We start from the raw sequence: 25,181 nt of genomic DNA, 5'->3' as shown, positions 1-25,181 counted from the left end.
CTAATTTTCGAGCTTCTTCCGGGCTTAAGCTTTCTAAGCGCCTTGAACGTGGCGCCTTTCCATGCCCGTTCCTCAAAATAAGTGCCATATCGTCCTCCTTCCCATACCCAGATTAGCACAACAGGCACCAAATCGTGATCTGCATACTTACGTTTTGTGAGATACAGCAGATACTCGGATGCCGAACATAATACGAAGATGGGGGCACAACGTAATTTTTACAGGTCCTTGGCTCCAACGACTAAGGCCCCAGAAGGCACGCACCAATGATCAACTCGGAGAGCTAATACAGCTAAATCAACACAACAGCCAGCGCCGGCACCCATCATCTAGACTTCCGCCTTGGACAACTTTTGCCCAGATCACCACCCGGCACACCCTCCGGTTATGCATCCGACCCTAGGCTAATCCCCAACCAACTAATGTTATGGTGCCGGCACCAAGAGTCGAACTCGGGACCTACTGATTACAAATCAGTTGCTCTACCAACTGAGCTATACCGGCATTTTGGCAGGACTGCGGAATCGCAGGCGCGCATTATTGGTGTTTCGTCGCGGCGGGGCAAGTGTTGCCGGGTGGTTTTTGAGCCTCAATCGCCATTCGGCAGGGCCGAACAGCCTCGCTACCTCACTTTACTCCCGCAACCCCGCGAGATCCGGCATCTGCCGGTAGCCCTGGCAGACGGTGGCTGCGCGGTCGATGGCCGCTCTGGCCTTGCCGGTTTCGCCGCGCAGCATGAAGGTCTGGGCCATGCGGCGGTGGGCCGAGGCTTCCGTCACTTCGGCCTCAATCCGGTCCAGGTCATCATCGATGCTGTGCGCTATCGCGGCCGGGACGCTGCCCGGCTCCAGCGAGGCCAGTGCGGTGTAGTACCACGCGCGGGCGGCCTGGTCGGCGGCGGGTTGGGTGCCGCGCAGGTAATCGCGCTCGGCGATCTCTGCCGCGCGGCGGTAGGCCGCTATCGCCGCCTCCGTATTGCCGGCCATGCGTTGCGAGTCAGCGAGGCTGCCCCACATCTCGTGTATCTCCGGTTCGCCTGTTGCCACCTTGTTGATCGCGCGTTGCCGCAACTCGGCGGATTGTTCGTAGTCGCCGAGGTAGTAATGCGTAAGCCCGATGAACTCATCGCCCACGTAGGATTCCGGCGCGAGTTGTTGCGCTACCCGGTAGGCCTCCAGTGCTTTCTCAAACGCGCCGTCGCACAAGTAGAAACTGCCGAGGTTCGCCAGCACGTATTCGTTCTCGTCGCGCGCCCTCGCCTGCTCGCTGATGGCTATAGCCTGCTCAACGTTGCCGTCGAACCAGTACATCGTTGCCAGTGCGAACAGCGGCTTCCACACCTGCGGGTCAACTTCCGCGGCCTTGCTCGCCATCGCCTTGGCTTGTTCCATAACAGCCATGTCACCGCTCTCCCGCCACTCCGCCAGCAGGCTGTTCGCGTAGCCGAAGTACGCCGCTGAATCTTTCGGCGCACGTTCAACAATCTCGGCGTACAACTGCATGGCTTCGTCGTTGCGGCCGGTGCGACGCAGGAAGTGCGCGTGTGCGGCGGCCACTACCGGGTCGTCGGCGTCCAGTTGCAACGCCTGCCCGCAGGCGCGGGCCGCATCCTGTAACGCGCGTTCTTCGCTCGCCATCCAGTGTTCTTCCAGCAGTGTCTGGCAAAGCCCGGCGTGGGCGCGCGCGTAGTTGGCATCCTGGCGTAACGCTGCTTCAAAGCGGCTTTGGGCGCGCTTGATGTTCAGCTCGCTGGAGGGTCTATCCAGGTGGTACTCGCCTTCGAGGTAATCGTTCTGCACGGGCACCAGTGGAAAATGCCGTGCTGCGTTGTCTGTCGCCTGACCGGTTGCACGCAGTACTGCATTGCTTACGTTCGTCGCAATACCGTCAACCTCATCAGCAAGCGCCACCGCCGGAAAACTCTCCGCCCACACCTGGTGACGCTGGCCCGCTGCGTACAGGTAGACGCGCACGGCACTCAGGCGACCAACCGTTACCAGCTCGCCTTCCACGACACCGTCCGTACGCAAGGTATCCGCCATTTCATTTGTCGTTAAGTTTGACGCCAGTGCGCCGGCCGTTGGCGACGCCACTGAGAAATGCTCGGCCAGTCGTGAACGTATGGCCGAAGCGAGACGGCCGTTGTCATCGCCTTCTATTACCTGCACCACGAGTTTGGCCGTGCCGAGATCCAGCAGCGGTGCCGATACGCCGGTTAATGCCTGATCATCGGCCTGCGGTTGCCAGCGGTTATAGAACCAGTAGCCCGTGAGGAGCAGGACGATGATCAACGCAAACAGCATCGTCAGGCCGTCCATTTCCCGCGGTTGCGGTTCGTCGTCATCAATAAGTGCGGTGGCTCGCGGTTCGCCAGGTGCTGCTTCCGCACGCGGCTCTGGCCGGGCATCGGGCACTTCGTCCGCGGTGAGGTACAATGTGTGCACTTCAACGTTGAGTGCTCGGGCAATGCGTTCCAGCGTCGTCAGTTCAACGGGCAACTCCCGGAACGCACGGCTAACGGCATCGCGCGGCGGACTCTCAAGGTCTTCACTGTCGGCAATGCGATCTGCGAGCGCTGCCTGGGTACGCAAGCCGGCATCGGTCAACGCTTTGGTTAAACGAATACGCGAGGCCTGTACGCCACGTCGTCGCTGCTTGTTTGGCGGTTCGTGCAAGTCTCACAGGCTCCTGTCGGCACTGAATTGCAGCGAAGTTTATAGCACAGCCGCATTGAACCACTAACTGCCGCAATCTGCCGTTAACTGCGGATGCGCTACACCGTCATCCCGCGCAGGCTGGTCACTGCTTCCCTGAGGACCCGACCATGCGTGCACTTCTGCTCTGCCCGATGCTCCTGCTGCTGGTTGCCTGCGAACCGGACATTGCCGGAACGTGGACCGAGGAGACCGGCCTCAGCACCTACGAGTTTCTGGACGACGGCCAGGTACGTATCACGGTGCTCGGCACCACGGTCGCGGCGCGCTATCGCGTGGACGGCGAGCAGGTGCTGGTCAGCAGCCCACAGGGAACTGTCGTTCTGGATATTCACGACAACGAGCTGCGCGGACCCATGGGTCTTGCGCTGGTCCGCAATCCGCCGTGAACCCAGTTAAACAGAACTACCGATGGAGAAAATTATGGCGCTCGTTAAGTGCAAAGACTGTGACAACCAGGTATCGGATTCCGCCGCCAGCTGCCCGAAGTGCGGATCGCCCATGCCGCGCGTTATTCGCGACGATCAGGAGCAGTGTCCGTTTTGTCGTGAAGTCATGAATCTCGGTGCAACGTTTTGTCCGAGCTGTCACGCGCAGAAAGGCTACATACAATCCCGCGGACAAATTTACGGGCGCATGGCAACGATCTGGTACGGCATCACTTTGCCCATCATTCTCACGGTCGTCGCCTCAATGATGGGGCCGGTCGTTGGCGCAATCGCATTTTTCCTGTGCGCCATACCCGTGTTGATCTCGGTCTACCGCTTGCTGACCGGCGCCGTGTGGTACCAGAAAACCACGGTGTACTAGTGACGTGATGCGGGCTTTGCTTAGTCGCTACGCGGGCAGGTAGCCGCATCGCGCAGCAACACCCGGTCTTCGCCGTAACGTTCGATGAGGGTGGTCGCACCGCGCCCGGGCGGTAAGCCGATGTCCACGTAGAACACGGTTGCGTCGCGCATGCGGTTGGTGATTTCCGCAGGCAGGTCCATCGACTTCGCCTGCAACTCGATGCGTTCTGCACCGGAGAGATCGCCGAACAACCCCAGCGATATCTTCACACCTTCTTCGGGCGTTTCGACGATATAGGCTTCACCGAGTCCACCGTCCCGCAGTTTGCCGAGCATCTCGTTGGCGGTGTCACGGTCCGGTATGCCGCGTATCTGCACCCAGTGGCCGACGAACACCTCGCCCTGGGTTGCACGCACCGTGCCCTGCAAACCTTCGTCTTCGATATCGGCTAGTGCGCCGTCTGCCTCACTGCTCTCGCGCAGCGGGCCGATGGTTACGCATGAGCGGCCGAAGTGGGCTTCGATATCCGACGGCCGGGTAACAATCGCTTCGTCGGTGTTCTCAACGGCCGATTCAATGCTCTTTGCATCGGCCAGTTGCAATTTCGGACCCAGCTTGCTTTCAGTAACCAGGGCGACGCCGGAGCCATCCGGCGACGCAACGAACTTGCCCCACATGTAGTACAACACGTTCGCCAGCAGCAAAAGCAGCAGCAGGTTTCTCATCGTATGTCCTGCACCATGATCGCGAGTCCTTGCAACACAAGATTGGGGCAGTGTTCCGCGGCCCCGTCTAATTCATCCAGAATGCGCGTCGCATCTCCGCCGGTCAACACCAGCTTTGGTCGATAGCCCGCCGAACGCAAACTGCGCAATGCACGTTCGATGGCACCGCACACCGCGGCCATCGAACCGTTGTAAATTGCGCTGCCGGTGCTGGTGGCGAAGGCATGTAATTCATCATCCGCTTTGCGCGGCGCGCGCTTTACTGCTGGTAAATCGCTGGTGTCGCTGTTCAGTGCCGAGGTCATGAGACTGAAGCCAGGCAGTATTTGTCCGCCGAGATGCTGACCTGTTTTGTCGAGTGCATCGATGGTCACTGCCGTACCCGCATCAACAACGCACAACGTCGTGTTGTACAGATGATGCGCGCCGATCATCGCCACCCAGCGATCCACGCCCATGCGGCGTGGCTGCCGGTAGCTGCTGGTGATGCCGTGCGCGCTTGCCGTACTGCGTGCAAAGTGCACGTCGAGCGAATAATGCAGACCGATAACCCCGGACAGCTTGGTTGCGAAACTCGCACCGGCCACGTTGCTGGCCAGCACCGTATCAATATTTTCCGGGAGTCGCGTGGTCAGCGCCGGGAAGCCGGCTTCAGCAAGCTTCGTGTGCGCAATGCTGCCGGTGCGGCGCAAGTCGGTACCGTGTGCGAGACCCCACTTGAGACGTGTATTGCCGATATCAAACAACAACACACGGCGTTCGCTCATGCGTCTTGCTCGCCACGGCCTCGCGCGGTAATCGAACCTGTGTAGACACGCCGCAAGCCGTGCTCAGTCATCACGCGCAGCGCGCCGTTCGCGTCGATACCGTCAGCAACGCCGCTCAGCTCGCAGTCCGGCATGGTTACGTCGATCTGTTTTGATTTGAGCCAGTCGTACTTGTTCCAGTCGGCACGGAACGGCGCGAGCCCCTCCTCCTCGAAACGGATCACCGTGCGCAGCAATTGATCAATTACCGCGCCGGCCACCTGCGAGCGGTTCATCTCTTTCATCACGTGGCTTTGCAAATCCGTGATGGTGTAGTCGATGTTGGCGTACTCGTCAGCGTTGCTGACCGTGCCGATATCGACATTGATGCCGACACCGCAAATCATCGTGATACGGCTGCCGGGTGCGGTTTGTGCGTCGGTCAGGATGCCGCCCAGCTTCGCACTGCCAACGTAGATGTCATTGGGCCACTTCAGTTTGACCGTATTGAGGCCGAACGATTGCAGCGCGTTGGCAATACCGACACCGGCCGCCAGCGTGACACAGGACAAGTTGCCGGGATTGCGATTGAAGGTATAGGCGATGGACAAACTGATGCCCGCGCGCGGCGGCGATACCCAACGTTTGTTCTGGCGACCACGGCCGTTGGTCTGGTGCTCGGCCAGCACTACACGAAAGCGACCGCGCTCGTGCGTATCCTGCTGCATGAGCCAGGTGTTGGTTGAGGGCACGACATCGAGTACGTCGAAACTGTCGAGAGCAGCACGACTGGTTTCACTCAGTGAACGGTAGATCAAGTCCGCGTCGAGCATTCCTGGCACAGGCTAGCCCCGGTTCTTTTTGAAAATCATCAGGCGGTCGTTGCGGTGCTCTGTACCTGCCCGCATTCGTTGAATGTTGGAACGATGACTGAAAATAATATACAGCGAGAGTACCGCGCAATAAATGAACAGTGGTTGATCGTGTGGCAGGCGCATCAACGCGACGGCGAGCGGCGCGGACACGCTGGCGACCATGGTTGCGAGGCCAACGTAGCCGAACATCACCAGCACCCACGCCCAAATCAGAATAATAGGAAAGAGGAGCCACGGGGCGAGCACGGCGAGGGTGCCCATTAACGTTGCCGCGCCTTTGCCGCCGCGGAACCCGTGCCAAACCGGCCAGACATGGCCCACCACCGATGCTGTCGCGCAGGCGATCATGAGCCAGAGCCGTGAAATCTGCGGATCTTCGGCAGCGAACGGCAGATCCAGGCCGGGAATGACGCCGGTAGCGATCATACCCTTGCCCACATCGATGGCCACGACGCCGAGCGCGAACATCCACCCCTGGGTGCGTAGCGCATTGGTACCGCCGGCATTGCCGCTGCCCATGGTGCGAATATCAACACCGCCAACAAGACGGCCCATGATCAACGAACCCATCAGGGAGCCCAGCAGGTAACTAAGAAGAATTTTCAGTCCAAGTTCGAGCATCTGTGTAAAACGGTATGGTGGTAGGGCTGCGCGCATTGTAGCATCCGCCCGGATCATTACCGGACCAAATACCGATGCCGTCTGTGCCGCTCATCTTTAATCCTGCTGCTGGCCGCGGCCGTGCCGTGCGGCAGATGGCGTCTGTGCACGACGAACTCAAACGGCTCGGCGTACGCGTCACGATGGAGTCGAGCACCGGGCCCGGCCACATCGAAAAGCGCGTGCGACAACTGGCCGATGCGGGCCACCGCTCTGTGATCGTGGCCGGCGGTGACGGTAGCGTGCACGAAGCGGTCAATGGCCTGCTCAGCAACGACAGCGACACCGCACTCGGTGTCATCCCGCTCGGCACCGGCAACGACTTTGCCAAGGCCAACGCTATTCCGGAACACGCGAAAGACGCAGCGGAGTTGCTCGCGGATCGGCTGTCCGGTGAAACCCCGGCACGCAAGGTGGATGTTGGCCGCTTGAACGGCCGCTATTTCGCCAACGGCGCGGGTATCGGCTTCGATGCCAAGGTCTCGGCGATAGCCAGCTCGATCCGGTTGCCCATCGGTGACCTCGTGTATTTGCTCGCGGTCATGCGCGGGCTGGTTTCGGGCGTTGCCACGCCGCACATGAAAATCACCTTTGACGACCAGTGTATCGAAGGGCGGTTTACGCTCGCGAACTTCAGCAACGGTCAGTGGGTGGGCGGCCTGTTTCCGATCGCACCGATGGCCAAGATCAATGACGGTTTGCTGGACCTCGTTTACGCGGAGGCGTTATCACGGCGACGCATCCTGCGGCTCGTACCAACGCTGCTAAAAGGCGAGCACATGAGCGAATCAGAAGTGCATCACGCCGAAATCACGAGCTGCCACGTGCAGGCGTCGTCGCCCGTACCCGTGCACCTCGACGGTGAGAACCTGCCGCCGCAAACCGAGTTCGATATCGATTTGCTATCCGGTGTGTTGAACCTGATCTAGTCCGGCGGACTGGCCGATGGTCGGGTCGCTGCGGCAGCGCGTGCAAGCCGGCCATCTGAGAACGGTCGCTTCAACGACGTTGCCGCCATTGGCGTATTGGCTGGCCTCGTATCACTGCACCCACCAAAATTCTGGCGGTCGCCGTTGCTCTCTAATTCTGGCTGTCCCAATTGCTCCCCATTCGCGGATCCGCCTCGATCCGCTGTAATGGCCCTAATTCTGGCTGCCCCCTGTAGCTCTACCCTAACTCTACTTCTGGCCGGCCCACTGCTCGCGGCCTTGACTACCGACCAGCGGCTGATTACTCTGCGCCACTCTCATTTCGACAATACTCGAATTATGGAAACCTTAGAAACCGCCGAACTGCTGGCCGCATTGGGCCATGAATCAAGGCTCACCATCTTCCGCCTGCTGGTGGAAGCCGGGCCCGACGGCATGAACGCCAGCGCCATCGGCGAGAAGCTCGATACCGCGCCAGCAACTCTGTCGTTTCATCTCGCGCACCTGAGCCGCGTCGGCTTGATCAAAGGACAGCGCGAGAGTCGTTACATCCACTATTCCGCGAACTTCAGCACGATGGACAAGCTGATCGCATTCCTCACCAGCAATTGCTGCGAAGGCGAACAGTGCCTGCCCAGCCTCACAAAGACCAAACGATGAACACTATGAAAACAGTACTCGTTTTGTGCACCGGCAACTCCTGCCGATCGCAAATGGCCGAAGCACTGATCAACCACGAGTTCAACGGCCGCGTGCGCGCAATCTCTGCCGGCACGCGACCGCAACCCAAAGTGGCTGATGGCGCGATCGAAGCCCTACAACTTGCCGGACTCGCGACCGACGGCCTGCACCCGAAAGACATCGATGCCGTTATCGATGAGCGCATCGATCTGGTCGTAACCGTGTGCGACAACGCGAAGGAATCCTGCCCGGTTTTTCCCGGCGACATCCCGCGCCTGCATTTTCCGCTGCATGACCCGCACGGTGAGCCACTGGAAAGTTTTGTCGCTGTGCGCGATGACATTCAGGCACGGCTTCTGCCTGCGATCCTGAATGCATTCGAGCTGCAGGAATGAACATGTCTGCCCAGCAAAAAGCGCACAGCAGCAACGACGAGAAATTGTCGATCGGATTCTTCGAGAAATACCTGACCGTTTGGGTGTTTGCCTGCATCGTCATCGGAATCGGCGCCGGTCAGGTGTTGCCGGGAGTGTTTCGTACGCTCGGTACGTTTGAATTCGCGAACGTCAACATACCGGTAGGCGTGCTGATCTGGGTGATGATTATTCCGATGCTGGTGAAGGTCGATTTCACGGCATTGCACGAGGTACGGCAGCACGTGCGCGGCATTGGTGTCACGCTGTTTATCAACTGGCTGGTAAAACCGTTCTCGATGGCGTTTCTTGGCTGGTTGTTCATTCGCAATATCTTCGCGCCGTACTTACCAGCCGATCAGCTCGACAGTTACATCGCCGGCCTGATTCTGCTGGCCGCAGCGCCCTGTACGGCCATGGTGTTTGTCTGGAGTCGACTCAGCAAAGGTGACCCGCTGTTCACCCTGTCCCAGGTAGCGTTGAACGACACGATCATGGTGTTTGCATTCGCACCTATCGTTGGCTTGTTGCTGGGCATCTCTGCGATATCGGTACCGTGGGATACCTTGCTGACCTCGGTCGTTTTGTACATCGTGGTGCCGCTGCTGATTGCACAGGTCTGGCGCCGGCGGTTACTGCGCAACGGTCAGGCACACCTTGAGGCCACGATGGAACACATAGGCCCGTGGTCCACCGTTGCTTTGCTCGCGATGCTTGTGCTGCTGTTTGCGTTTCAGGGCAACGCGATCATCAAGCAGCCATTGATCATTGCATTGCTGGCGGTACCTATCCTTATCCAGGTCCTGTTGAACTCCGGCCTGGCTTACTGGCTGAACAGGATGGTCGGCGAAAAGCACAACATCGCCTGTCCGTCGGCGCTAATCGGCGCGAGTAATTTCTTTGAGCTCGCGGTCGCGGTCGCGATCAGCCTGTTCGGTTTCGAATCGGGCGCTGCGCTGGCTACCGTTGTCGGCGTATTGATCGAAGTGCCGATCATGTTGCTGGTCGTACGGGTCGTGAATGACTCCAAACAGTGGTACGAACGGGGATAGGCTTACTTGCCCGGCGCGGCCGCAGACCCCGCCAATATGCCGCCGTCGATGTTCAGCTCGGTACCGGTCATGTACGCCGCTTCATCGGAAGCGAGCAGGACCGCGATCGCAGCCACTTCCGACGGGTCGCCAAAACGTTGCAGCGGCGTGTCTTTGACGAACGCCGCCATGCGCGCTTCGCGCTCAGGGCCGTCGCCCAGCATCGGCTCCCACATCGGCGTCAGGATGGCCGCCGGGTGTATGGAGTTGCAGCGAATGTTCAAACCTTGCTCCGCGCAGTACAACGCAACGGACTTGGTGTGATTGCGGACCGCCGCCTTCGACGATGCGTAAGCGCTCGCCGCCGGAATACCTACCAGACCAGAACGTGACGAGATGTTAATGATGGAGCCTGCGCCTGCCGCACGCATCGCCTTGATCGCGTGTTTGCAGCCGAGAAAAACGCCGTCGAGGTTTGTTTGGTGTACCGCATGCCAGTCTTCCAGCGATGCATGTTCGGGGTCGTGATTTACCCAGCCGGATTCGAAGCCCGTAATACCGGCGTTGTTGACGAGGATATCGAGCTGCTGCATTCCGCCGACCACGCGCTCCCAGTCGGCCTCGGCTCTCACGTCCAGTGATTGAAACTCCGCACCCAGCGTAGCGGCGAGCTTTATGCCGGTGTCATTGTCGATGTCGCTCAGCACGACCGCGGCGCCTTCCCGAACAAAGGCACGGGCAATCGCCTCGCCGATACCGCGTGCGGCGCCGGTAATGAGTGCGGTTTTTCCGTTTAGCATGCTCATCGTTTGCCTCCGAGGTGTTACCGCTTGCTGGTGCAGAATTCCGTCGACGCCACGGGAATCAACGAAAAATGCACTTTGTCGATCCTTGTTATCGTTGTCCAGTGTGCGGCCGCGGGTAATCGATGACCCCGATCTGCTCCGCATCCACATTGTTTGCCGCCTCGAAGGCCCGATGCATAACGTCCGCCATCCACTCCGAACGGTGGTTCAACCGTTCGATCGTATCTTCGGCCTGTGACTGTGGAACTACCGTCGACAACTACGCCGACTGACCCAGCCAGTGGCGACGCGTCGCTCGTACTGACTCGGCAATGTCGTCATCGAAAGCAAGGTAGCCGGTATCTGCCGGTGCTGCTGTCAGCTTTACTTTCAACTCGAGCAGTTCATCGCGGCGATACACGGCAATGGATACCTGGTCGCCGGGCAGATGTTCTCGCAGGTGCTGATCGAGATTGCCCGCCGTCAGACGTACGTTATCAAACGCTACTGCTTCATCATCGGGTGCTATGCCGGCTTTCTCCGCCGGACTGCCGGCATGCACTATGCGAAACACGCTGCTCCCCGCCGACTCAACCAGTTTCGCGCCCAGCCACGACAGCCCCTGCTTGCCCGCGGTCGGTTTGCCGCCGGCATCGCTGGCACCCTCGGCAGCGCGCCAGTGCAAGGTAACTCCGACTTCCTTCAGCAGCGCCGCAATGGGCAGATCGGCGGTGCCACGAACGTAACGCTCAAAGAAATCGCCCAATTCCATGCCGGACAGCTCAGCCGCGACGGATTCAAGTCCGCGCTCGGGCATGCCTGCATCGGACACGGCATAGCGCTGCCAGCACTCTTTCATCACGTCATCCAGCGTGAATTTGCCATCCGTACCATGACGCAACTGCAGGTCCAGCGCGAGCGCAAGCAACGCGCCTTTCGCGTAATAGCTGATGATCGCGTTACTCGCGTTCGCGTCCTGCTTGTAAAATTTGGTCCAGGCATAAAAGCTCGATTCTTCGACGCTTTGCCGGAACCGACCCTGCGTACGTTGAATGCGGGTAATGTTCTGGCCGAGCAGTTCGAGGTAGCTCTCGGGCGTGATCAGGCCGGAACGCACGAGCGCAAGATCGTCGTAGTACGACGTAATGCCCTCGAACACCCACATCAGACCGGTGTAAGTTTCGTTCTGCAAATCGAATGGGATGAATGCGGCAGGCCGCAAGCGCTTCACGTTCCACAAGTGGAAATACTCGTGACTGCACAAACCCAGGAAACGCCGGTAACCGCTGGATACCGTCGCATCACCGCGTTTCGGCAAATCGCTGCGCGCGCAAACCAGGCTGGTCGACCAACGATGTTCGAGCCCGCCGTAGCCGTCGTTCACAACGTGCAACAGAAACAGGTAGCGATCAAAGCCCGCTGGCGTGCCGAGAAAATCGAGGTGCTGCGAACACACCGTTTCCAGATCGTGGCACAGACGCGCCATGTCGACGCGCGCATTGCCGCGTATCGCGATCGCGTGCGGAATCCCGCGGGCTGCGAACTCACCGATCTGCAGATCGCCGATTTCAACCGGGTGATCGATCAGCTCATCGTAGTTTCCGGCCTTGTACGTGCCAAAGCCATAGACCTCCGCACCGTCTCTTTGCATTGAGGTCGCAACGCGCCAGTCCTTGCCAACCGGTGCCGGTGGCGGACAAATATCGACGATGCATTCGCGGTCTTCCTGACCAACGACCGCCGCGAACACGCACGGCCCATTGAAATAGGCATGGGTCGTATCAAGGTGAGCTCCCCGCACGCTGGGATCAAAGGCAAAAATCTCGGCCGTGATCGTCAAACCGGTAGCAACCGGTGCCGCTTGCCAGCGGCTCTTGTCGAGCGCCAGCAACTCCACTTCCTCACCGTCCGCTTCAGCCTTGATTGAGACCACGTGTTTCGCGTAGTCGCGAATCATGTAGCTGCCAGGTATCCAGGCGGGAATCGCAATCTCCTGTCCGGCAGGGTCGGGCTCCGCAATCGACAGGATGACTTCAAACAAATGTGCACCCGGGTTAATGGGCGTAATCGTGTAGCGGTGGGCGACGGGCATAGAGTTGCTCTTTTACTGGGTCGGATTTGTTGGTTGGGGCATGTAGCTGCGGAAAGAGTAAGGTGGAACAGTCGCGAACGCCAGCAAGGCGGTCACACTGTCAGCACCGAGAAACTGCCCTCCTGCGTTTCCTAACCGCGCGGCAAATGCAGCTCGGCCAGCATGCAACGCACGCTGCCACCGGCGGATGCCTCGATGCGATCGATGGGCGCACTGACTATGGTGGCAACGGCTTCTATCGCCGCCCGTTGCGGGGCTGTCAGTGATTGCTCGGCCTGGGCGGACATGGCCAGCACCCGGCCGCCGTCTTTGCTGCGCAACTCCAGCATGTTGCCCGCGAAAGACTCCAGCTGTTGGTAGCTGATATCCAGCAGTGTGTGCCCGGATTCAAGCAGGCTTTTCTGTACTGCCTCGCGTTGTTCGGCGCCCGGTATCGCTTGCAGGCAAACGGCAGCGAGTTTTTCGCCGACGCTCATCAGCACGTTGGTGTGGTATATCGCCGCACCATTGCTATCTACGGCATCGAAGGCAACCACGTCGTAATCGAGCTGCTGCGCAAAATCGCCAAGTGCATCCAGGTGCGTCCGCGACGACAGGCAGGCATAGGCACGGCGGTTGGCCCGGTCGAGCACCAGGCTGCCGGTTCCTTCGAGATAGTGACCACGATTTTCATGTGGCGACAGATCGATCACGCGGCGAACGTGAAAGCCGTGTTGCTGCGCCAGCCCATCAATGATGTCCTGACGACGCTCGGTGCGACGGTTTGCGGCTTCCATCGGGTAAAGAACGACCGTGCCATCGGCATGGGTGCTGATCCAGTTGTTCGGGAATACCGCGTCCGGCGTCGGCGGCTCTTCCGTGTCGTCAACAACGATAACGTCGATACCGGCTTGCTCCAGCGCCGTCGCCAGTCCGTTGAATTCAGCCAACGCGGCGAGTTGCTGCTCAGCGGCGGTCAGTGAGGTCTTGCCTTGAAATCGATTGGATGCGGCTGTTAGCGGATTGCTGAAAAACCGCACCGGCCGAATCATCAGCACGGCATTGGCGAGTTGTGATTCATTGCTTGAGGTCATATGGTTTCATCTGCCGTTTGGGCGGTCGCCCGGACAACCGTATACAGGGAAGCAAAGAATTATGCGCCTAATGAAGGACCGGCTGAAACCCTATCTGCGCTTGCTGCGCAATCCAGGCTGGTTGTGTTTTGTCTGGTTTGGCATGACAGCAGGCATCTCGCTGCTGGAAGCGCCGGTCAAGTTCAGCGCGCCGGAACTCAGTCGAATTGCAGCACTGGACGTTGGCCGCGTGGTATTCGCCGCGCTGAACAAAGCCGAACTCGTCGCACTCATACTGGTGTTGATACTCGTGCGCACGTCCGCGTTGTCGCGCTCGTTGTGGGCATTGACCGGCGCGCTCGCGCTAATCGTCCTCGCACAATCAATCTGGCTGCTGCCGATACTGGCGGAGCGCAGTCATATGATTGTCAGTGGTATCGAGCCAGCCGCGTCGTACGCACACGGTACGTACGCCGTGCTGGAATTCAGCAAACTGGTGCTGCTCCTGGTACTCGGGTTTCGGTCGTTGCGGGCTATTCGTTAGGCGCGGCGACGAACTCCCTGGCAACTGACGTCAGGCGCTGGCACTGGGGCGCGCGGACACCGCGTCATGCCAGCGCCGCAGGTTTGTGCAGTCTGCCGTGAGATCGAGTTTCAGCCAGCGCGCGAAATCAACTGCAACCTGTGCAGAGATATCAGCGAGAGTGTAGTTATCAGTCGCGATGAACTCGCGGCCCTCCAGGTGCTGATCAAGCCGCTCGAAATACGCGATGGCACGCAATCGGCCACGTTCGGCGAGCTCGGGAATCTGCGGGTAGTTCTGCGCGCCGGAAATTGCGCGGTCTTTGAACCCTTTCAACGTGTTGCGAATGTACTCCGCAACAGCAAGCAAACCATTGAACTCGAGCCGCGAGTTCCACATAAGGATATCCGCGCGCTCACGTGGGTCAATGCCAAGCAGAGGCCGGTCGGGGAACTGCGCCTCGATATAGTCACAAATCGCGAGCACTTCACAGATCGCGCTGCCATCGTCGAGCTCCAGTACAGGCACAGCGCATTCGGGATTCAGTCGTCGAAACTCATCGCTGAACTGCTCGCCGGCACTGAGATCGATTTCCCGGCGTGGCAGCTCGACGCCTTTCTCAGCGAGGAATATTCGAACACGGCGCGGGTTGGGTGCGCGGGTGCAGTCTAGCAGTTTCATAATCGAGTCCTTTCCGTACAAAGCTACGCACCGGTGCTGTGTCGTCTGCCGGTGTTCTCAAAGAGCATCTGGCGTGGCGGCTGAGTCCGGCGACACTCACCGCGTCTTTTTGAGTATGCTTGCCGTTCACTGCGCTGTGCAATGTATTGATCGGAGCAAAGGGTACGATGATGTCATCCGGCTACTGGGTCACGACTTTGGTCACTGCCGCCGCGGTAATCGCGTGCGTCGTGTTGCACTACGAGACGCTGCGGTTCATCAGCAAGCGCTTGCCGCTGCCCAACGACCGCCACCGGTCGCGAATTGTCACCTTGATTCTCAGCTTGCTGGCCCTGCATATCGCGGAGATATGGATCTTCGGCAGTGGCTACTTCCTGCTGCTCTCGTTTGGCGATAATGGCACCCTCTCAGGCATTGGAGCGATGTCACTACTGGACTGCGTTTACTACTCCGCGTCTGTATTCACGACGCTCGGCTTTGGCGACATTATCCCTAGTGGCGCAATACGCTTCATGACCGGAACAGAGGCCATTGCCGGACTCACTTTCATCACCTGGTCCGCCTCGTTTACCTTTCTCGTGATGCAAAAATCCTGGGACTTCACTCGTGACTGATGCAGCTGCCGGTGCCACACATGAACTGCGCACCCTGACCGCCGGGGACGGCCACCGTATTTCGATCAACCTCTGGCGGCCGCCAACAGAACCGAGTGGTCTGGTGCAGGTAGTGCATGGCCTGTCTGAACACGCTGCACGCTACGAGCGTTTCGCAATCGCCTGCAATGCACGCAACCTGGCGGTGATCGCACACGATCACCGCGGTCACGGTGTCGCATGCCCAACAGAAGAGTTGGGGCACTTCGCCGACCACGCCGGCTGGAACAAGGTCATTGCGGACGTACAAACCGTCAACGCACACTTCCGTGCAGAAAATCCGAACAAGCCGCTTGTCATGTTCGGGCACAGCATGGGCAGCTATATCGCCCAGTCGTTCGTCATACGACACCCCGGCAAGGCAAATTCATTGATTCTGTCGGGCTCGACCTACGCGCCACGCATACAGTTGCACCTTGGCCGGTTCGCGGCATGGCTGGAAAGCAAACGCCACGGCAAACGTTTTCGCAGTCCGGCATTGAACAAGCAGGCCTTCGGTGCTTTTAACAGACGCTTTGAACCGGTGCGTACGGAGTTCGACTGGCTGTCTCGTGACCCGCAAGAGGTGGATCGTTACGTAGCCGACCCCCGCTGCGGGGCGATTCCCAGCGCACAACTTTGGCTCGACCTGATTGGCGGCCTGCTGGAAATTGGCACGACGACGGCACTCACGTCTGTGCGCTCCGACTTGCCGGTACTGATTACCGGCGGCAGCAATGACCCGGTCGGTGGCCGCCAGGGGATGACACGACTCGCCGCACGTTGGGCGAGAACCGGGCATGACAACGTTACCGTGGAAGTGTTCGAAGACGCGCGCCACGAAATGCTCAATGAAACCAACCGTGATGATTTCACCCGCTTCGTCATCGACTGGATTGATCAGTCAATAGCGTGACGCCGGCTATGCCGGCACAGCAAGCACACTTCTTCTGCAACAAAAAAAAGGCGCTTACCCGTAGGTAAGCGCCCTTGATTCGAAACTTACGCCTGATTCAGGCGCAAGCAGCCTTGCGGCTTATTCGAAGTCTGCACGCAGACGGAAGTACCAGAAGCCACCGTCGAAGCCCCACGGTGTGCCCGTAAGGTAGGTGTTACCAGAACCAATCGTGCCGTCCAGATTGTCTTCGTCGACCGGACCGAAGTTATCACCAACGTTCTGAGCACCAACTACAGCCGTCCAGTTGTCGTTGAACGAGTAAGCTGCTTCCAGATCGAAGATCCAGTCGCCGTCTACACACTGGTCGTTGTAGGCAGGACCTGCACAGTCAACCGTGTAGCCGGTACCATCTGCGCCACGCGGAGTCGGGTCGCCTGAGTAGTCAGAGCTAACAAACTCACCGTAGTAGCTCGCACGAGCCAGCAGACGCCAGTTACCGATGAAGTGGTTGTAAGTAAAGATACCGCGATGTTGTGGGTTGAAGTTTTCAAGATCAACTACCCGGTTACGCGATACTTCCTCACCCGCATCTTCAACTTCCGTCTTGGTGTAGTTCCATGCAGCGGTAAAGCTACCGTTACCTGCATCACCGAAGTCCGTGTTGTACGTTGCAATGAGGTCCACGCCCGATGTCTTGGTCTGGAAGTCATTGGTGTAGAACGATACGGAGCTCAGGTCAGCTGCACCCGGTACGCCCAGTTCCTGCAAGCAGAGACCGAGGCTCTGCAGAGCGACGGGCAGTGCCAGGGTGTCCGGACAGTTTGCGGCAGCAGGAATAGCAACGCCGTTGATGTCGATCGTGCCAGTTTGCGAGATACGATTTTCCAGTTCGATCTGGAAGAAATCGAGCGTCAGGCTCAACGTGTCGTTAACGTCCCAAACCATACCTGCTGACAGGTTGGTTGCATCTTCCGGCTTCAGAGGTTCGGCTCCGAGGAACTGAGCGATCTGATTGGTCGGAGGAATCTGGCCACGCTGTTGCAGCTCGCCATCAACCGTAATGGACGAAACCTTGGTGACGTTCGACTGACCCGGCGTCGGAGCACGGAAACCCGTGCTGGCCGAACCGCGAAGTGCGAAGGAATCGGTGAGAGCCCAGCGCAATGCCAGCTTGCCGTTGGTCGTATCGCCGAAATCCTCGAAGTCTTCGTAACGAATTGCGAGAGCCGCTGTGAAGTTTTCTACGAGGTCTGCTTCAACTTCGGCGTAAACCGCTACGTTCGAACGAGCAAACTTGCCGGCCTGTGATGGGCTGAAGCCCGCAAAACCATGAGCACCGATGCTGAGATCAGCCAACGGAATGTCATTGCCTGCGCCGTCTTGCTGACAGGTTACACCGTCACCGTAGCAGTTGGTTCCCACGCCGCTGTTGAATGCAAAGCGACCTGCATTCCAGGAACGTTCTTCGCCCAGTATCGTTTCAAATACTTCATCGCGGTACTCTGCGCCGAACGCGAAGTTCAGGTCAGAAGCAAGGCCGTCAACTTTGATTGGCAGTACGAAATCAGCGTTGAAGTTCTTCTCAGACTGAATGTACGAACCCAATTCAAACTGACGCTGCAACTCACCGTTGACGATGCCATCGGGACCGTTTGACGGGTTCCAGGTGTTGCCGAGGTAGAAGGCAACCGCGTTACGACCGTAGCTTGCGCTGAAGTCGTAAATCAGGCCGTTCTCGAACTCACCGCGGAGACCACCAACTATCGATGCATCATCCAGAACACCACCGAAACGTGGCGTGTAGCCACCCGGGATCAACTGGTTCAAGACGAAGCAGTTTGCCGGCAGTGCCGCCAGCGCCGCAGCGTCATTAGCTACCGCAGTTGGATCAAGTGGGCCGCTGCCACCAGAGCCTGGGCTTAGCAGCGCCGGGCAGTTGGAAACCTGGCCCGTATCACCACGATTGAAATTCGTGTCAACGATGGCGCGGTAATTGTTGCCGCCGAAGGAGTTCGTGTACACACCGCCGCGATCATTCGGGTTACGGAAGAAGAAGTCGCCTTCTGTCTCACGTCCACCGATGTTACCGAACGCATACACTTCCTGTGACGGAGTCAGCTGGATACCCGTGTTGATGAACACGTTGAAGTTGTCGCGATATTCCGGACCACCCCAAAGCTGCGAGTAAGGCTGACGTACTGCCGTGTTACCCGCCGCGATCAGGTTGACAGCATCAGTACGCTGAGTACTGCGTACCGTTTCGTCCTGTTCCATCCACTGCACAGTAACGTTGGCGAAACCGTCACTGCCGAGTGCGAAGCCGGCGTTGGCGCCGAACTGGAACATCGTGCCGTCACCTTCAAAGTACTCGCCAGTACGAACTTCAGCGCTAAAGCCATCAGCGTCATCACGCAGTACAAAGTTCATTACACCAGCGATGGCATCAGAACCGTACTGTGCAGCAGCACCGTCACGCAGGATTTCTGTCTGCTTGATCGCGAGTGCCGGAATAGCCGAAATGTCAGCACCCTGCGAACCAGCAGCCAGCGAACCACCGAGTTCGGCGATAACGCCAGAACGATGGCGGCGCTTGCCGTTAACAAGTACCAGAGTGTTATCGGGTGGCAGGCCACGCAGGGTCGCCGGACGTACGATCGTCGCCGCGTCAGAAATGGCCTGGCGGGTTACGTTGTACGACGGAACGGTGTTTCGAAGCATGTCATCAAGATCCGAGGTTCCCATGTTCTCGAATTCCTGACCGCTGACCACGTCGATCGGCACAGCCGAGTCCGCGGCACTACGTTCAGCACGACGTGTACCCGTCGTGATGATTTCTTCGATCGGCTCGTCGGCCCGATTCTGCTGCGCCAGCGACACCGTGGACATTCCCGGTGCGACCAGTGCAATAGCAGAGGCAGACATAAGCCACCGAAGGGACTTAGGTAAATTCCGCATGTGCATTCTCCCCCAATATTGAAGCTGCATTATGTTGATCGTTTTCTTGCAACACCGAGCCGGTGTGCCGGACAACGATCAGGTGATTGAAGCATTGACTCAGCCGAAAATACACCATTCGCCATGCCGCTAGAAGCTTTTTTTTAGTTTCAGCCGGAATCTCCTGTGGCTGAACGGCAACAATAATATAGTTACCAAGAAATCCTTTATTTTCGCCATTCATATGCGCCCAAAATGACAAATCCGGGTTGGCGTGGCTCACAAGCAACATAATTTTGTGGCACCGACGATACGATTGGCCCGAGCCTGCCGGCGACCTTTTCTGCGACCGCTCAGGCTCCCGCCGGGGCGTCTTAGTTGTTCCGGGAACGCCACACTGGCATTGCGCCTCACACCCGGCGGAAAGTGCTGCATCCGTCAGGAACGCCCGATTCTGACAGCCACTACAGGTACCGAACCCACTTGGATTCGGCCAGTTTGTGACGTGGTTAACCGGTTTCAGATAAAACACTGTTTTCCCTCTAAGTGTTGTGCGAGCCTTGCGGCCCGGCAGCGGGTCCTGCCTGCCGCTCTTCCTGTTCATGATTGATTTGTAAGGTGTATTTGTGGCGTTTAAGCGTAACCCCCCCGGCCTGCTGACCCTCGGGTTTGCCCTGATAATTGTCGGCCCGAGCACCGCACAGGCCGAAGGTGACTCGGCCATACTCATGACCGATCCGCAGCGAACCGCCATAGCCGCTGGTGTCTGGGCCTCGGAAGACGGTAGCAAAGTCACTTACGAATCTCGGTATTTTGAGGCGTACCAAGCAGTTACAGCGGCCGATATGCTGCGTTGGGTGCCCGGCGGCGCAGAGCTCCTGCCCAGAAACGGCGGCAACAACAATAACAACGAAAAACGCGGATTCGGCTCCGGCGGCGACCAGATCCTGATTAATGGCAAACGCCTGTCAGGAAAGTCCAATGACATCGGCAGCGCCATGCAACGCATCCAGGCCTCTGTAGTGTCACGGGTAGAACTGATTCGCGGCACCAGCCCCGGGCTGGACGTTCGCAGCGAAGGTACGCTGATCAATGTCGTGCTTAGTGAGGAGATTTCCGGCGGGGCGGGCTCCTGGCAGCTCCACTCCGGCTTCTACGGAGACGACGCCGAACTCGATGGCCTGCTTTCCTACAGCAACTCGGCTGGCCGCCTGAATTACCTGGTCAGTGCCGAAATGGGGCCGTACAACCGCGGCAACAACGTCGATCGCTATGAAGAATACTTCACGCCGGACAGCGGAATTCTGACCGAACGCCGCGAAATCAACGAGCCGGAGCTGAAAGAAGCGTTGGTTTTGAACAGCTCGGTCGGCTGGAGCTTCGCAAACGGCGACATGCTTAATCTGAATGGCCGCATCGCTGATCGCGATGAATACAAGAACGAAACCACCCACGCGTTCGTCGTCGGCAACCCGGGCACGGATATACTGGAAAACACCTCGACCGAGCAGGCACTTGAGTGGGAGTTCGGCGGTGATCTCGAACAGAACATTGGCCGCGGCGTATTGAAGACGCGTCTGATCTACGCGCTCAAAGACGAGCAGGAAGGCGAGCGCGTTGCACAGACGTCATCGGACCCCGGCAACGTGCCTGCGCAGTCGCTCGTCGATACTGACTCGATACGGACCGAGACCATCATCCGCAGCTCGTACAGCTGGACACTCCGCAACGGCCAGAACGTTGAACTCGGCGCCGAGGGCGCAAGGAACACACTGGAAACGGACGTCGCATTGTATGAAGTTGGAAATGACGGCTCATTGACGCCGGTGACGCTGTTCAACGCTGACTCCGACGTTAATGAAGATCGCTTTGAGTTCTTCAGCACCCACTTCTGGCAATTTCGAGACTCGATGGCACTGGAAAGTGCACTGAATATTGAGCACTCAAAGATTGCTCAGGAAGGTCTCGATGTAGACACATCGCGTGCATTTACTTACGTGAAGCCGCGCTTTGATCTGCGCTGGGATATTAACGATTCAAACCAGCTCCGCGGCTCTGCAGAGCGAATGATCAGCCAGCTTAATTTCAGCGACTTTGTGGCCAATTTCGACAGTGAAGACGTGCAGGTGGCCGCCGGAAACCCGGACCTTGAGCCGGAAAAATCATGGCGCTACCAGCTCGCTTACGAGCACCGACTTGCCAATGACACTGGCGTGCTCGAAGCGCAGCTGTTCTACCGGGACATCGAAGACCACATCGACAATATCCGGGTAACGGATACCACCTCAGCCGCCGGCAACATTGGCGATGCCATGATTATGGGCCTGACGCTGAAAGGCAGCTTCCGACTCGCAGGTATCGGCCTGGAAGGCGCGGTACTGGATGCCAACGTTACTGCCCGCGACAGCGAAGCCACGGATCCTTTCACTGGCGAAAAACGCAAAATGAGTAACCGGGAAGAGTTGCGATACGGGGTCAATTTCCGGCATGACATTCCGAGCTGGCGTTTCAATTACAACGTCGAAGTCGACTGGAACGGCAAGCGGTACGCAAACGACATCAACTACCGCGAATCATCTCGATCCGTAAATCCCCGCACCAGCGTAAGCATGCAATACCGGTTGACGGACCGTATCGTCCTCTGGTTCGACACACGCCTCGTATTTGACGGCCACGGCCGGCGCTTCCGCGACCGCTACGACGGTAACGTGGCCGATGGCAATCTGCTGCGCCGCGAAGTCCGCGATCAATACTACCGCCGCGAACACATCGTTGGATTGCGCGGCCAGTTCTAGGCGACACCTGCCGCTCCAGCGGATTGACAGACAAAAAAAGGCAGCCTGAAGGCTGCCTTTTTTATGCATCGCCGAGTCACATCCCGGCCAGGCTTAGCCTATTTCTTCAAGGCGGCGCTGCTGTCACTGCGGAACTTCGCAATGACGGATGCTGCCTCGAGTATGACCAGCACACTGGTAATGAGCACGATGAGGTCAATCGTCACCAGCAACCAGTTCTCTGCAAGCCAGAACTCTTGCAGCTTGATCAAAGCGGCCCAGCATGACGTGATCATTACGAACACCATCGGTATTAACGTGTAACGCGCAGGACGCCCCAGCTTGATTAACATGACGCTGAGAACCAGCAAGGTAAGGCCTGCAAGAATCTGGTTCGTAGACCCGAACAACGGCCAGATGATGAGCCCGCCGGAACCGCCCGCGCCGCCCGCGCCAAAGGCCAGCAACAAACAACAGGTAACCGCGACCAGCGTCGCGACAATGCCGTTCCTGAACACGGCGATACCGTATATGTCGCCCCACTCCTGAATAATGTAACGCTGCAAACGAACACCGGAATCCATGGTGGTGCCAGCGAACAGCACAACCATGGTCGCCAGCAACGTCGTCGAAATCCCTATTGGTAAGCCCCAACCGTTGTGGATCATCTGGGCGCCGCCCTGGATGAAGGTCCCCGCGCCGGCTGTGCCGTATTTTTCATAGATCTGATGCCAAAGTTCCGGTGTCGCCGCGAGAGCCACACCGCTCACCGCAACGATGGTGATCAACGCAAGCGAGCCCTCGCCAATTGCCCCGAGGTAACCGACAAAGCGCGCATCAGTTTCCTTGTCGAGCTGCTTGGAACTGGTGCCGGATGACACGATGCCGTGGAAACCGGATACCGCACCGCAGGCGATAGTGACGAACAACAAAGGCATAAGCGACGGCGCACCTTCCACCATCTGCGTATTGAATGCCGGCGCCGAAATATCCGGCAACGACAGGAGAACCGCGCCGTACAGCAGGAACAGCCCGACGAACAACTGCATGCCGTTGATGAAATCGCGCGGCTGCAACAAGACCCACACCGGCAACATCGACGCAATTGACGCATAGATGAACAGCAGGATGATCCAGTTCGCATTGGCGGTCAGTCCGAACATTGAATCCGGCAATTCCATCGGCACGACACTACCAACATATATCGACGCGTACAGGGCGATAACGCCAAGTATCGACAACAAGGTCAGGCTGAAGCCGCGACGAAGAAGCTGGCCGATTACGAGCGCTACGACTATGGCCGACCACGCGGGAACTACTGCACTCGGAGTGCCGATAAAGGCGTTGGCTATCACGACACCAAACACCGCATTTACCATCAGCAATACGAGGAAGATAACGATCATGAACAATGCACGTGTGCGCTTGCCAATTACGTCCTCTGACAACGCACCAATGGATTTCCCTTTGTGCCGGGCACTTGCCCACAACGCACCGAAATCATGAATGCCGGCAAAAAACACCGTTCCGATTGTCACCCAGAGGACGGCAGGCACCCCACCCCCAGTAAACGGCGATAGCGGGGCCCACAATGGGCGCAGCACCGGCGACCGACGTGAAGTGATGTCCCCAAAGAACAAACTTGTTGGTGGGGCAGTAGTCAACGCCATCATTAAACTCATGCGCCGGTGTGACAAAGTCCGGATCAAGACGATAAATTTTTGTCGCAATAAACTTGGAATACACGAACCAGCCGAACGTCATGCCGACTACTCCAAGTAGCACAATCATGATGGATTGCATGCCTACCCCCCCCGGTAATTTTTCTGTATTCCGCGCAGCGGAATTTGGCGGCTGAGCTTAGCGCGTGCCACCGATTAGTGAAAGTTAAGTCGTTTTTTCGCCCTGTCTGGAGACAAAACGAGAATAGACGGTATACATAAACCAAACGATTACGCCGGTAATCAACGCCAGTAGCATCCAGCGCATAAGCACGGCAAAAAACGCCGCATTCAATTCCGGCATGCTGATGTCGTAGGCAAAGAATTCGCTGAAACGATCGCTCATCCAATGCCAACCGCTGTGAGCAAGTATCACTGACAGAATGATGGTCCCAACCCGCTCCGGCAGGCCAGCCCGGAACAACAGGTTCAGCAATGGCACGGCGATCAGGATGATCAGGATCTGCCCGGCTTCAACCCCGAGGTTGAAAGCAAGCAATGAGGTCAGCAAATGCCCGCCGGCAAACTGCATAGTCTCAGCAAGAGCGAACGAAAATCCGAAGCCGTGGACCAGCCCGAAACCGAAGGCAATAATCCAGCGTCGCTCCCAGCGCGAGCCCACTATATTTTCCAGCGCCATGTACACAATTGACGCCGCGATCAGCGACTCGATCAGCGATGGAAACCAGATGGCGCCGGGAGTAATCCCAAAAGCGGACCCCATCAGCGTAATCGAATGCGCGACGGTAAATGACGTGACAATAACGATCAGCGGCCGAATGCGCCGAAACGGAATAATCAGGCACATCACAAAGAGCAAGTGATCAATGCCATCCAGAATATGCTCGAAACCGAACACAACGAAACGAGCGAAAGCGTGATGCCAGCGCGGGTCCAGATGCACGATGCCGGGATCGTTGGAAAACTCGAACAGGCGCTCGCTGGCACCAGGCGCCAGGAAGCGAACCACAGTGGTCGTGTTCAGGCCCAATCGACGGAAATTGGGGTTTATTGAGAATTCCGCGGTATCCGCACGAATCGGGTATTCAATCAGAACATCGAGCAAGGCTTGCTGGTAGTAAAGCTCGGTACTGGTCGGCATCGGTGCACTTGTCACGTTCGCCAGCGCCGTTTCATAACTTCTGAACGAACGGTCGGACGGCAACGACAGGCGCACTGCGGAAATCGTGTACGTGTCTACCTGTACGCCGTCTTCATACAACTCCACTTCATTGGCAATCCAGATCGTCGCTGCGTCGTGCAATGTTTCGTCGATGTTGTCCAGATCGAGAAATCCCGGTCCGCGCAGCGGAAAGACGACATCGCGCATGGCTTCGAGTGGCACCCGTACCAGCAGCTTAAGTTCAGAGCCTTCGGGTTTTACGTAGCTTTGGACGACAACTTCGGTTGGAATTTCGTGAGCATCGCCTCTCAGCGGAATCAATACCGGCAGTAAGAGCGTCAACACCAGGAAAGGCTTTATCCTGCGCATCATTGAGGTCATTGCAACGGTAACCTTCCTC

22 protein-coding genes, 1 tRNA gene and 1 pseudogene are annotated in these 25,181 nt (G+C 58.0%); 10 read left to right on the top strand and 14 right to left on the bottom strand.

Features of this window, described 5'->3' with window-relative positions:
• Positions 1 to 428 precede the first annotated feature (428 nt).
• A tRNA-Thr gene (locus AC0L8N_RS12540) sits at positions 429 to 504 on the bottom strand.
• 128 nt (positions 505 to 632) lie between these two features.
• Positions 633 to 2,675 carry a tetratricopeptide repeat protein gene (locus AC0L8N_RS12535; protein ID WP_473668022.1) on the bottom strand — a complete coding sequence of 681 codons (2,043 nt, stop codon included), beginning with the start codon at positions 2,673 to 2,675 and terminating at the stop codon, positions 633 to 635.
• 149 nt (positions 2,676 to 2,824) lie between these two features.
• Here AC0L8N_RS12535 and AC0L8N_RS12530 point away from each other — a divergent pair, with 149 nt between their 5' ends.
• A complete protein-coding gene (locus tag AC0L8N_RS12530) occupies positions 2,825 to 3,103 on the top strand; it encodes a hypothetical protein (RefSeq protein WP_473668021.1) in 279 nt (92 codons plus the stop codon).
• 34 nt (positions 3,104 to 3,137) lie between these two features.
• On the top strand, positions 3,138 to 3,524 hold the full coding sequence (locus AC0L8N_RS12525) for a zinc ribbon domain-containing protein (RefSeq protein ID WP_473668020.1): 387 nt from the start codon (positions 3,138 to 3,140) through the stop codon (positions 3,522 to 3,524).
• Positions 3,525 to 3,544: 20 nt separating this feature from the next.
• Here the strand turns inward: AC0L8N_RS12525 and AC0L8N_RS12520 are convergent, their stop codons facing one another.
• From AC0L8N_RS12520 to plsY, 4 genes are read right to left on the bottom strand one after another with little or no spacing between them, the layout of a single operon-like run.
• Complete coding sequence (locus AC0L8N_RS12520; protein WP_473668019.1) at positions 3,545 to 4,231, bottom strand: SPOR domain-containing protein; 687 nt, start codon at positions 4,229 to 4,231, stop codon at positions 3,545 to 3,547.
• Positions 4,228 to 4,998, bottom strand: a complete 771-nt coding sequence (locus AC0L8N_RS12515; RefSeq protein ID WP_473668018.1) for a type III pantothenate kinase — start codon at positions 4,996 to 4,998, stop codon at positions 4,228 to 4,230. The genes AC0L8N_RS12520 and AC0L8N_RS12515 overlap by 4 nt, the downstream gene beginning before the upstream one ends.
• Entirely contained in the window at positions 4,995 to 5,810 is an 816-nt protein-coding gene (locus tag AC0L8N_RS12510) for a biotin--[acetyl-CoA-carboxylase] ligase (protein WP_473670147.1), read from the bottom strand. The genes AC0L8N_RS12515 and AC0L8N_RS12510 overlap by 4 nt, the downstream gene beginning before the upstream one ends.
• Positions 5,811 to 5,822: 12 nt before the next feature.
• The gene (gene plsY, locus AC0L8N_RS12505) at positions 5,823 to 6,509 is read right to left on the bottom strand and encodes a glycerol-3-phosphate 1-O-acyltransferase PlsY (RefSeq protein ID WP_473668017.1); all 687 of its coding nucleotides are present in this window, start codon (positions 6,507 to 6,509) and stop codon (positions 5,823 to 5,825) included.
• Positions 6,510 to 6,547: 38 nt separating this feature from the next.
• Between plsY and AC0L8N_RS12500 the strand changes: the two genes are divergently transcribed.
• From AC0L8N_RS12500 to arsB, 4 genes are all read left to right on the top strand, one after another.
• A complete protein-coding gene (locus AC0L8N_RS12500; RefSeq protein WP_473668016.1) occupies positions 6,548 to 7,441 on the top strand; it encodes a diacylglycerol/lipid kinase family protein in 894 nt (297 codons plus the stop codon).
• A 339-nt stretch (positions 7,442 to 7,780) separates the two neighbouring features.
• On the top strand, positions 7,781 to 8,101 hold the full coding sequence (locus tag AC0L8N_RS12495) for an ArsR/SmtB family transcription factor (protein ID WP_473670145.1): 321 nt from the start codon (positions 7,781 to 7,783) through the stop codon (positions 8,099 to 8,101).
• On the top strand, positions 8,098 to 8,517 hold the full coding sequence (locus AC0L8N_RS12490) for an arsenate reductase ArsC (protein ID WP_473668015.1): 420 nt from the start codon (positions 8,098 to 8,100) through the stop codon (positions 8,515 to 8,517). Before AC0L8N_RS12495 ends, AC0L8N_RS12490 begins: the two co-directional genes overlap by 4 nt.
• A gap of 2 nt (positions 8,518 to 8,519) precedes the next feature.
• Positions 8,520 to 9,587, top strand: coding sequence for an ACR3 family arsenite efflux transporter (gene arsB / locus AC0L8N_RS12485; protein WP_473668014.1), 1,068 nt, complete (start codon positions 8,520 to 8,522; stop codon positions 9,585 to 9,587).
• A 2-nt stretch (positions 9,588 to 9,589) separates the two neighbouring features.
• On the opposite strand, the gene AC0L8N_RS12480 is transcribed toward arsB, so the two are convergent.
• The 3 genes from AC0L8N_RS12480 to ctlX all read right to left on the bottom strand — a co-directional run bounded on the left by AC0L8N_RS12480 (position 9,590) and on the right by ctlX (position 13,516).
• Entirely contained in the window at positions 9,590 to 10,372 is a 783-nt protein-coding gene (locus AC0L8N_RS12480) for an SDR family oxidoreductase (protein ID WP_473668013.1), read from the bottom strand.
• A 259-nt stretch (positions 10,373 to 10,631) separates the two neighbouring features.
• Entirely contained in the window at positions 10,632 to 12,443 is a 1,812-nt protein-coding gene (locus AC0L8N_RS12475) for a M61 family metallopeptidase (RefSeq protein WP_473668012.1), read from the bottom strand.
• Positions 12,444 to 12,574: 131 nt separating this feature from the next.
• Positions 12,575 to 13,516, bottom strand: coding sequence for a citrulline utilization hydrolase CtlX (gene ctlX, locus AC0L8N_RS12470; protein ID WP_473668011.1), 942 nt, complete (start codon positions 13,514 to 13,516; stop codon positions 12,575 to 12,577).
• Positions 13,517 to 13,577: 61 nt separating this feature from the next.
• Between ctlX and AC0L8N_RS12465 the strand changes: the two genes are divergently transcribed.
• Positions 13,578 to 14,039, top strand: coding sequence for a hypothetical protein (locus tag AC0L8N_RS12465; protein ID WP_473668010.1), 462 nt, complete (start codon positions 13,578 to 13,580; stop codon positions 14,037 to 14,039).
• A gap of 30 nt (positions 14,040 to 14,069) precedes the next feature.
• Here the strand turns inward: AC0L8N_RS12465 and AC0L8N_RS12460 are convergent, their stop codons facing one another.
• Positions 14,070 to 14,699: a glutathione S-transferase family protein gene (locus tag AC0L8N_RS12460; protein WP_473668009.1), complete on the bottom strand. Its 630-nt coding sequence runs from the start codon at positions 14,697 to 14,699 to the stop codon at positions 14,070 to 14,072.
• Between the two features lie 170 nt (positions 14,700 to 14,869).
• Here AC0L8N_RS12460 and AC0L8N_RS12455 point away from each other — a divergent pair, with 170 nt between their 5' ends.
• Positions 14,870 to 15,313, top strand: coding sequence for an ion channel (locus AC0L8N_RS12455; RefSeq protein WP_473668008.1), 444 nt, complete (start codon positions 14,870 to 14,872; stop codon positions 15,311 to 15,313).
• Positions 15,306 to 16,247: an alpha/beta fold hydrolase gene (locus tag AC0L8N_RS12450; RefSeq protein WP_473668007.1), complete on the top strand. Its 942-nt coding sequence runs from the start codon at positions 15,306 to 15,308 to the stop codon at positions 16,245 to 16,247. The genes AC0L8N_RS12455 and AC0L8N_RS12450 overlap by 8 nt, the downstream gene beginning before the upstream one ends.
• A 120-nt stretch (positions 16,248 to 16,367) precedes the next feature.
• Here the strand turns inward: AC0L8N_RS12450 and AC0L8N_RS12445 are convergent, their stop codons facing one another.
• The gene (locus tag AC0L8N_RS12445) at positions 16,368 to 19,184 is read right to left on the bottom strand and encodes a TonB-dependent receptor plug domain-containing protein (protein ID WP_473668006.1); all 2,817 of its coding nucleotides are present in this window, start codon (positions 19,182 to 19,184) and stop codon (positions 16,368 to 16,370) included.
• Positions 19,168 to 19,695 (bottom strand): hypothetical protein, encoded by a 528-nt coding sequence (locus tag AC0L8N_RS12440; protein WP_473668005.1) that lies wholly within the window; start codon positions 19,693 to 19,695, stop codon positions 19,168 to 19,170. Before AC0L8N_RS12440 ends, AC0L8N_RS12445 begins: the two co-directional genes overlap by 17 nt.
• 94 nt (positions 19,696 to 19,789) lie before the next feature.
• Here AC0L8N_RS12440 and AC0L8N_RS12435 point away from each other — a divergent pair, with 94 nt between their 5' ends.
• Positions 19,790 to 21,958, top strand: a complete 2,169-nt coding sequence (locus AC0L8N_RS12435; protein ID WP_473668004.1) for a TonB-dependent receptor plug domain-containing protein — start codon at positions 19,790 to 19,792, stop codon at positions 21,956 to 21,958.
• 98 nt (positions 21,959 to 22,056) lie between these two features.
• Here AC0L8N_RS12435 and AC0L8N_RS12430 read toward each other — a convergent pair.
• Positions 22,057 to 23,740, bottom strand: a pseudogene (locus AC0L8N_RS12430) (carbon starvation CstA family protein).
• A gap of 84 nt (positions 23,741 to 23,824) precedes the next feature.
• A complete protein-coding gene (locus AC0L8N_RS12425) occupies positions 23,825 to 25,153 on the bottom strand; it encodes a HupE/UreJ family protein (protein WP_473668003.1) in 1,329 nt (442 codons plus the stop codon).
• Positions 25,154 to 25,181: the final 28 nt, after the last annotated feature.

The organism is Woeseia sp. D3-10 (assembly GCF_055809415.1).
Note: the sequence above shows the minus strand (reverse complement) of the source record. Positions and strands in the feature narration are given on the sequence as shown.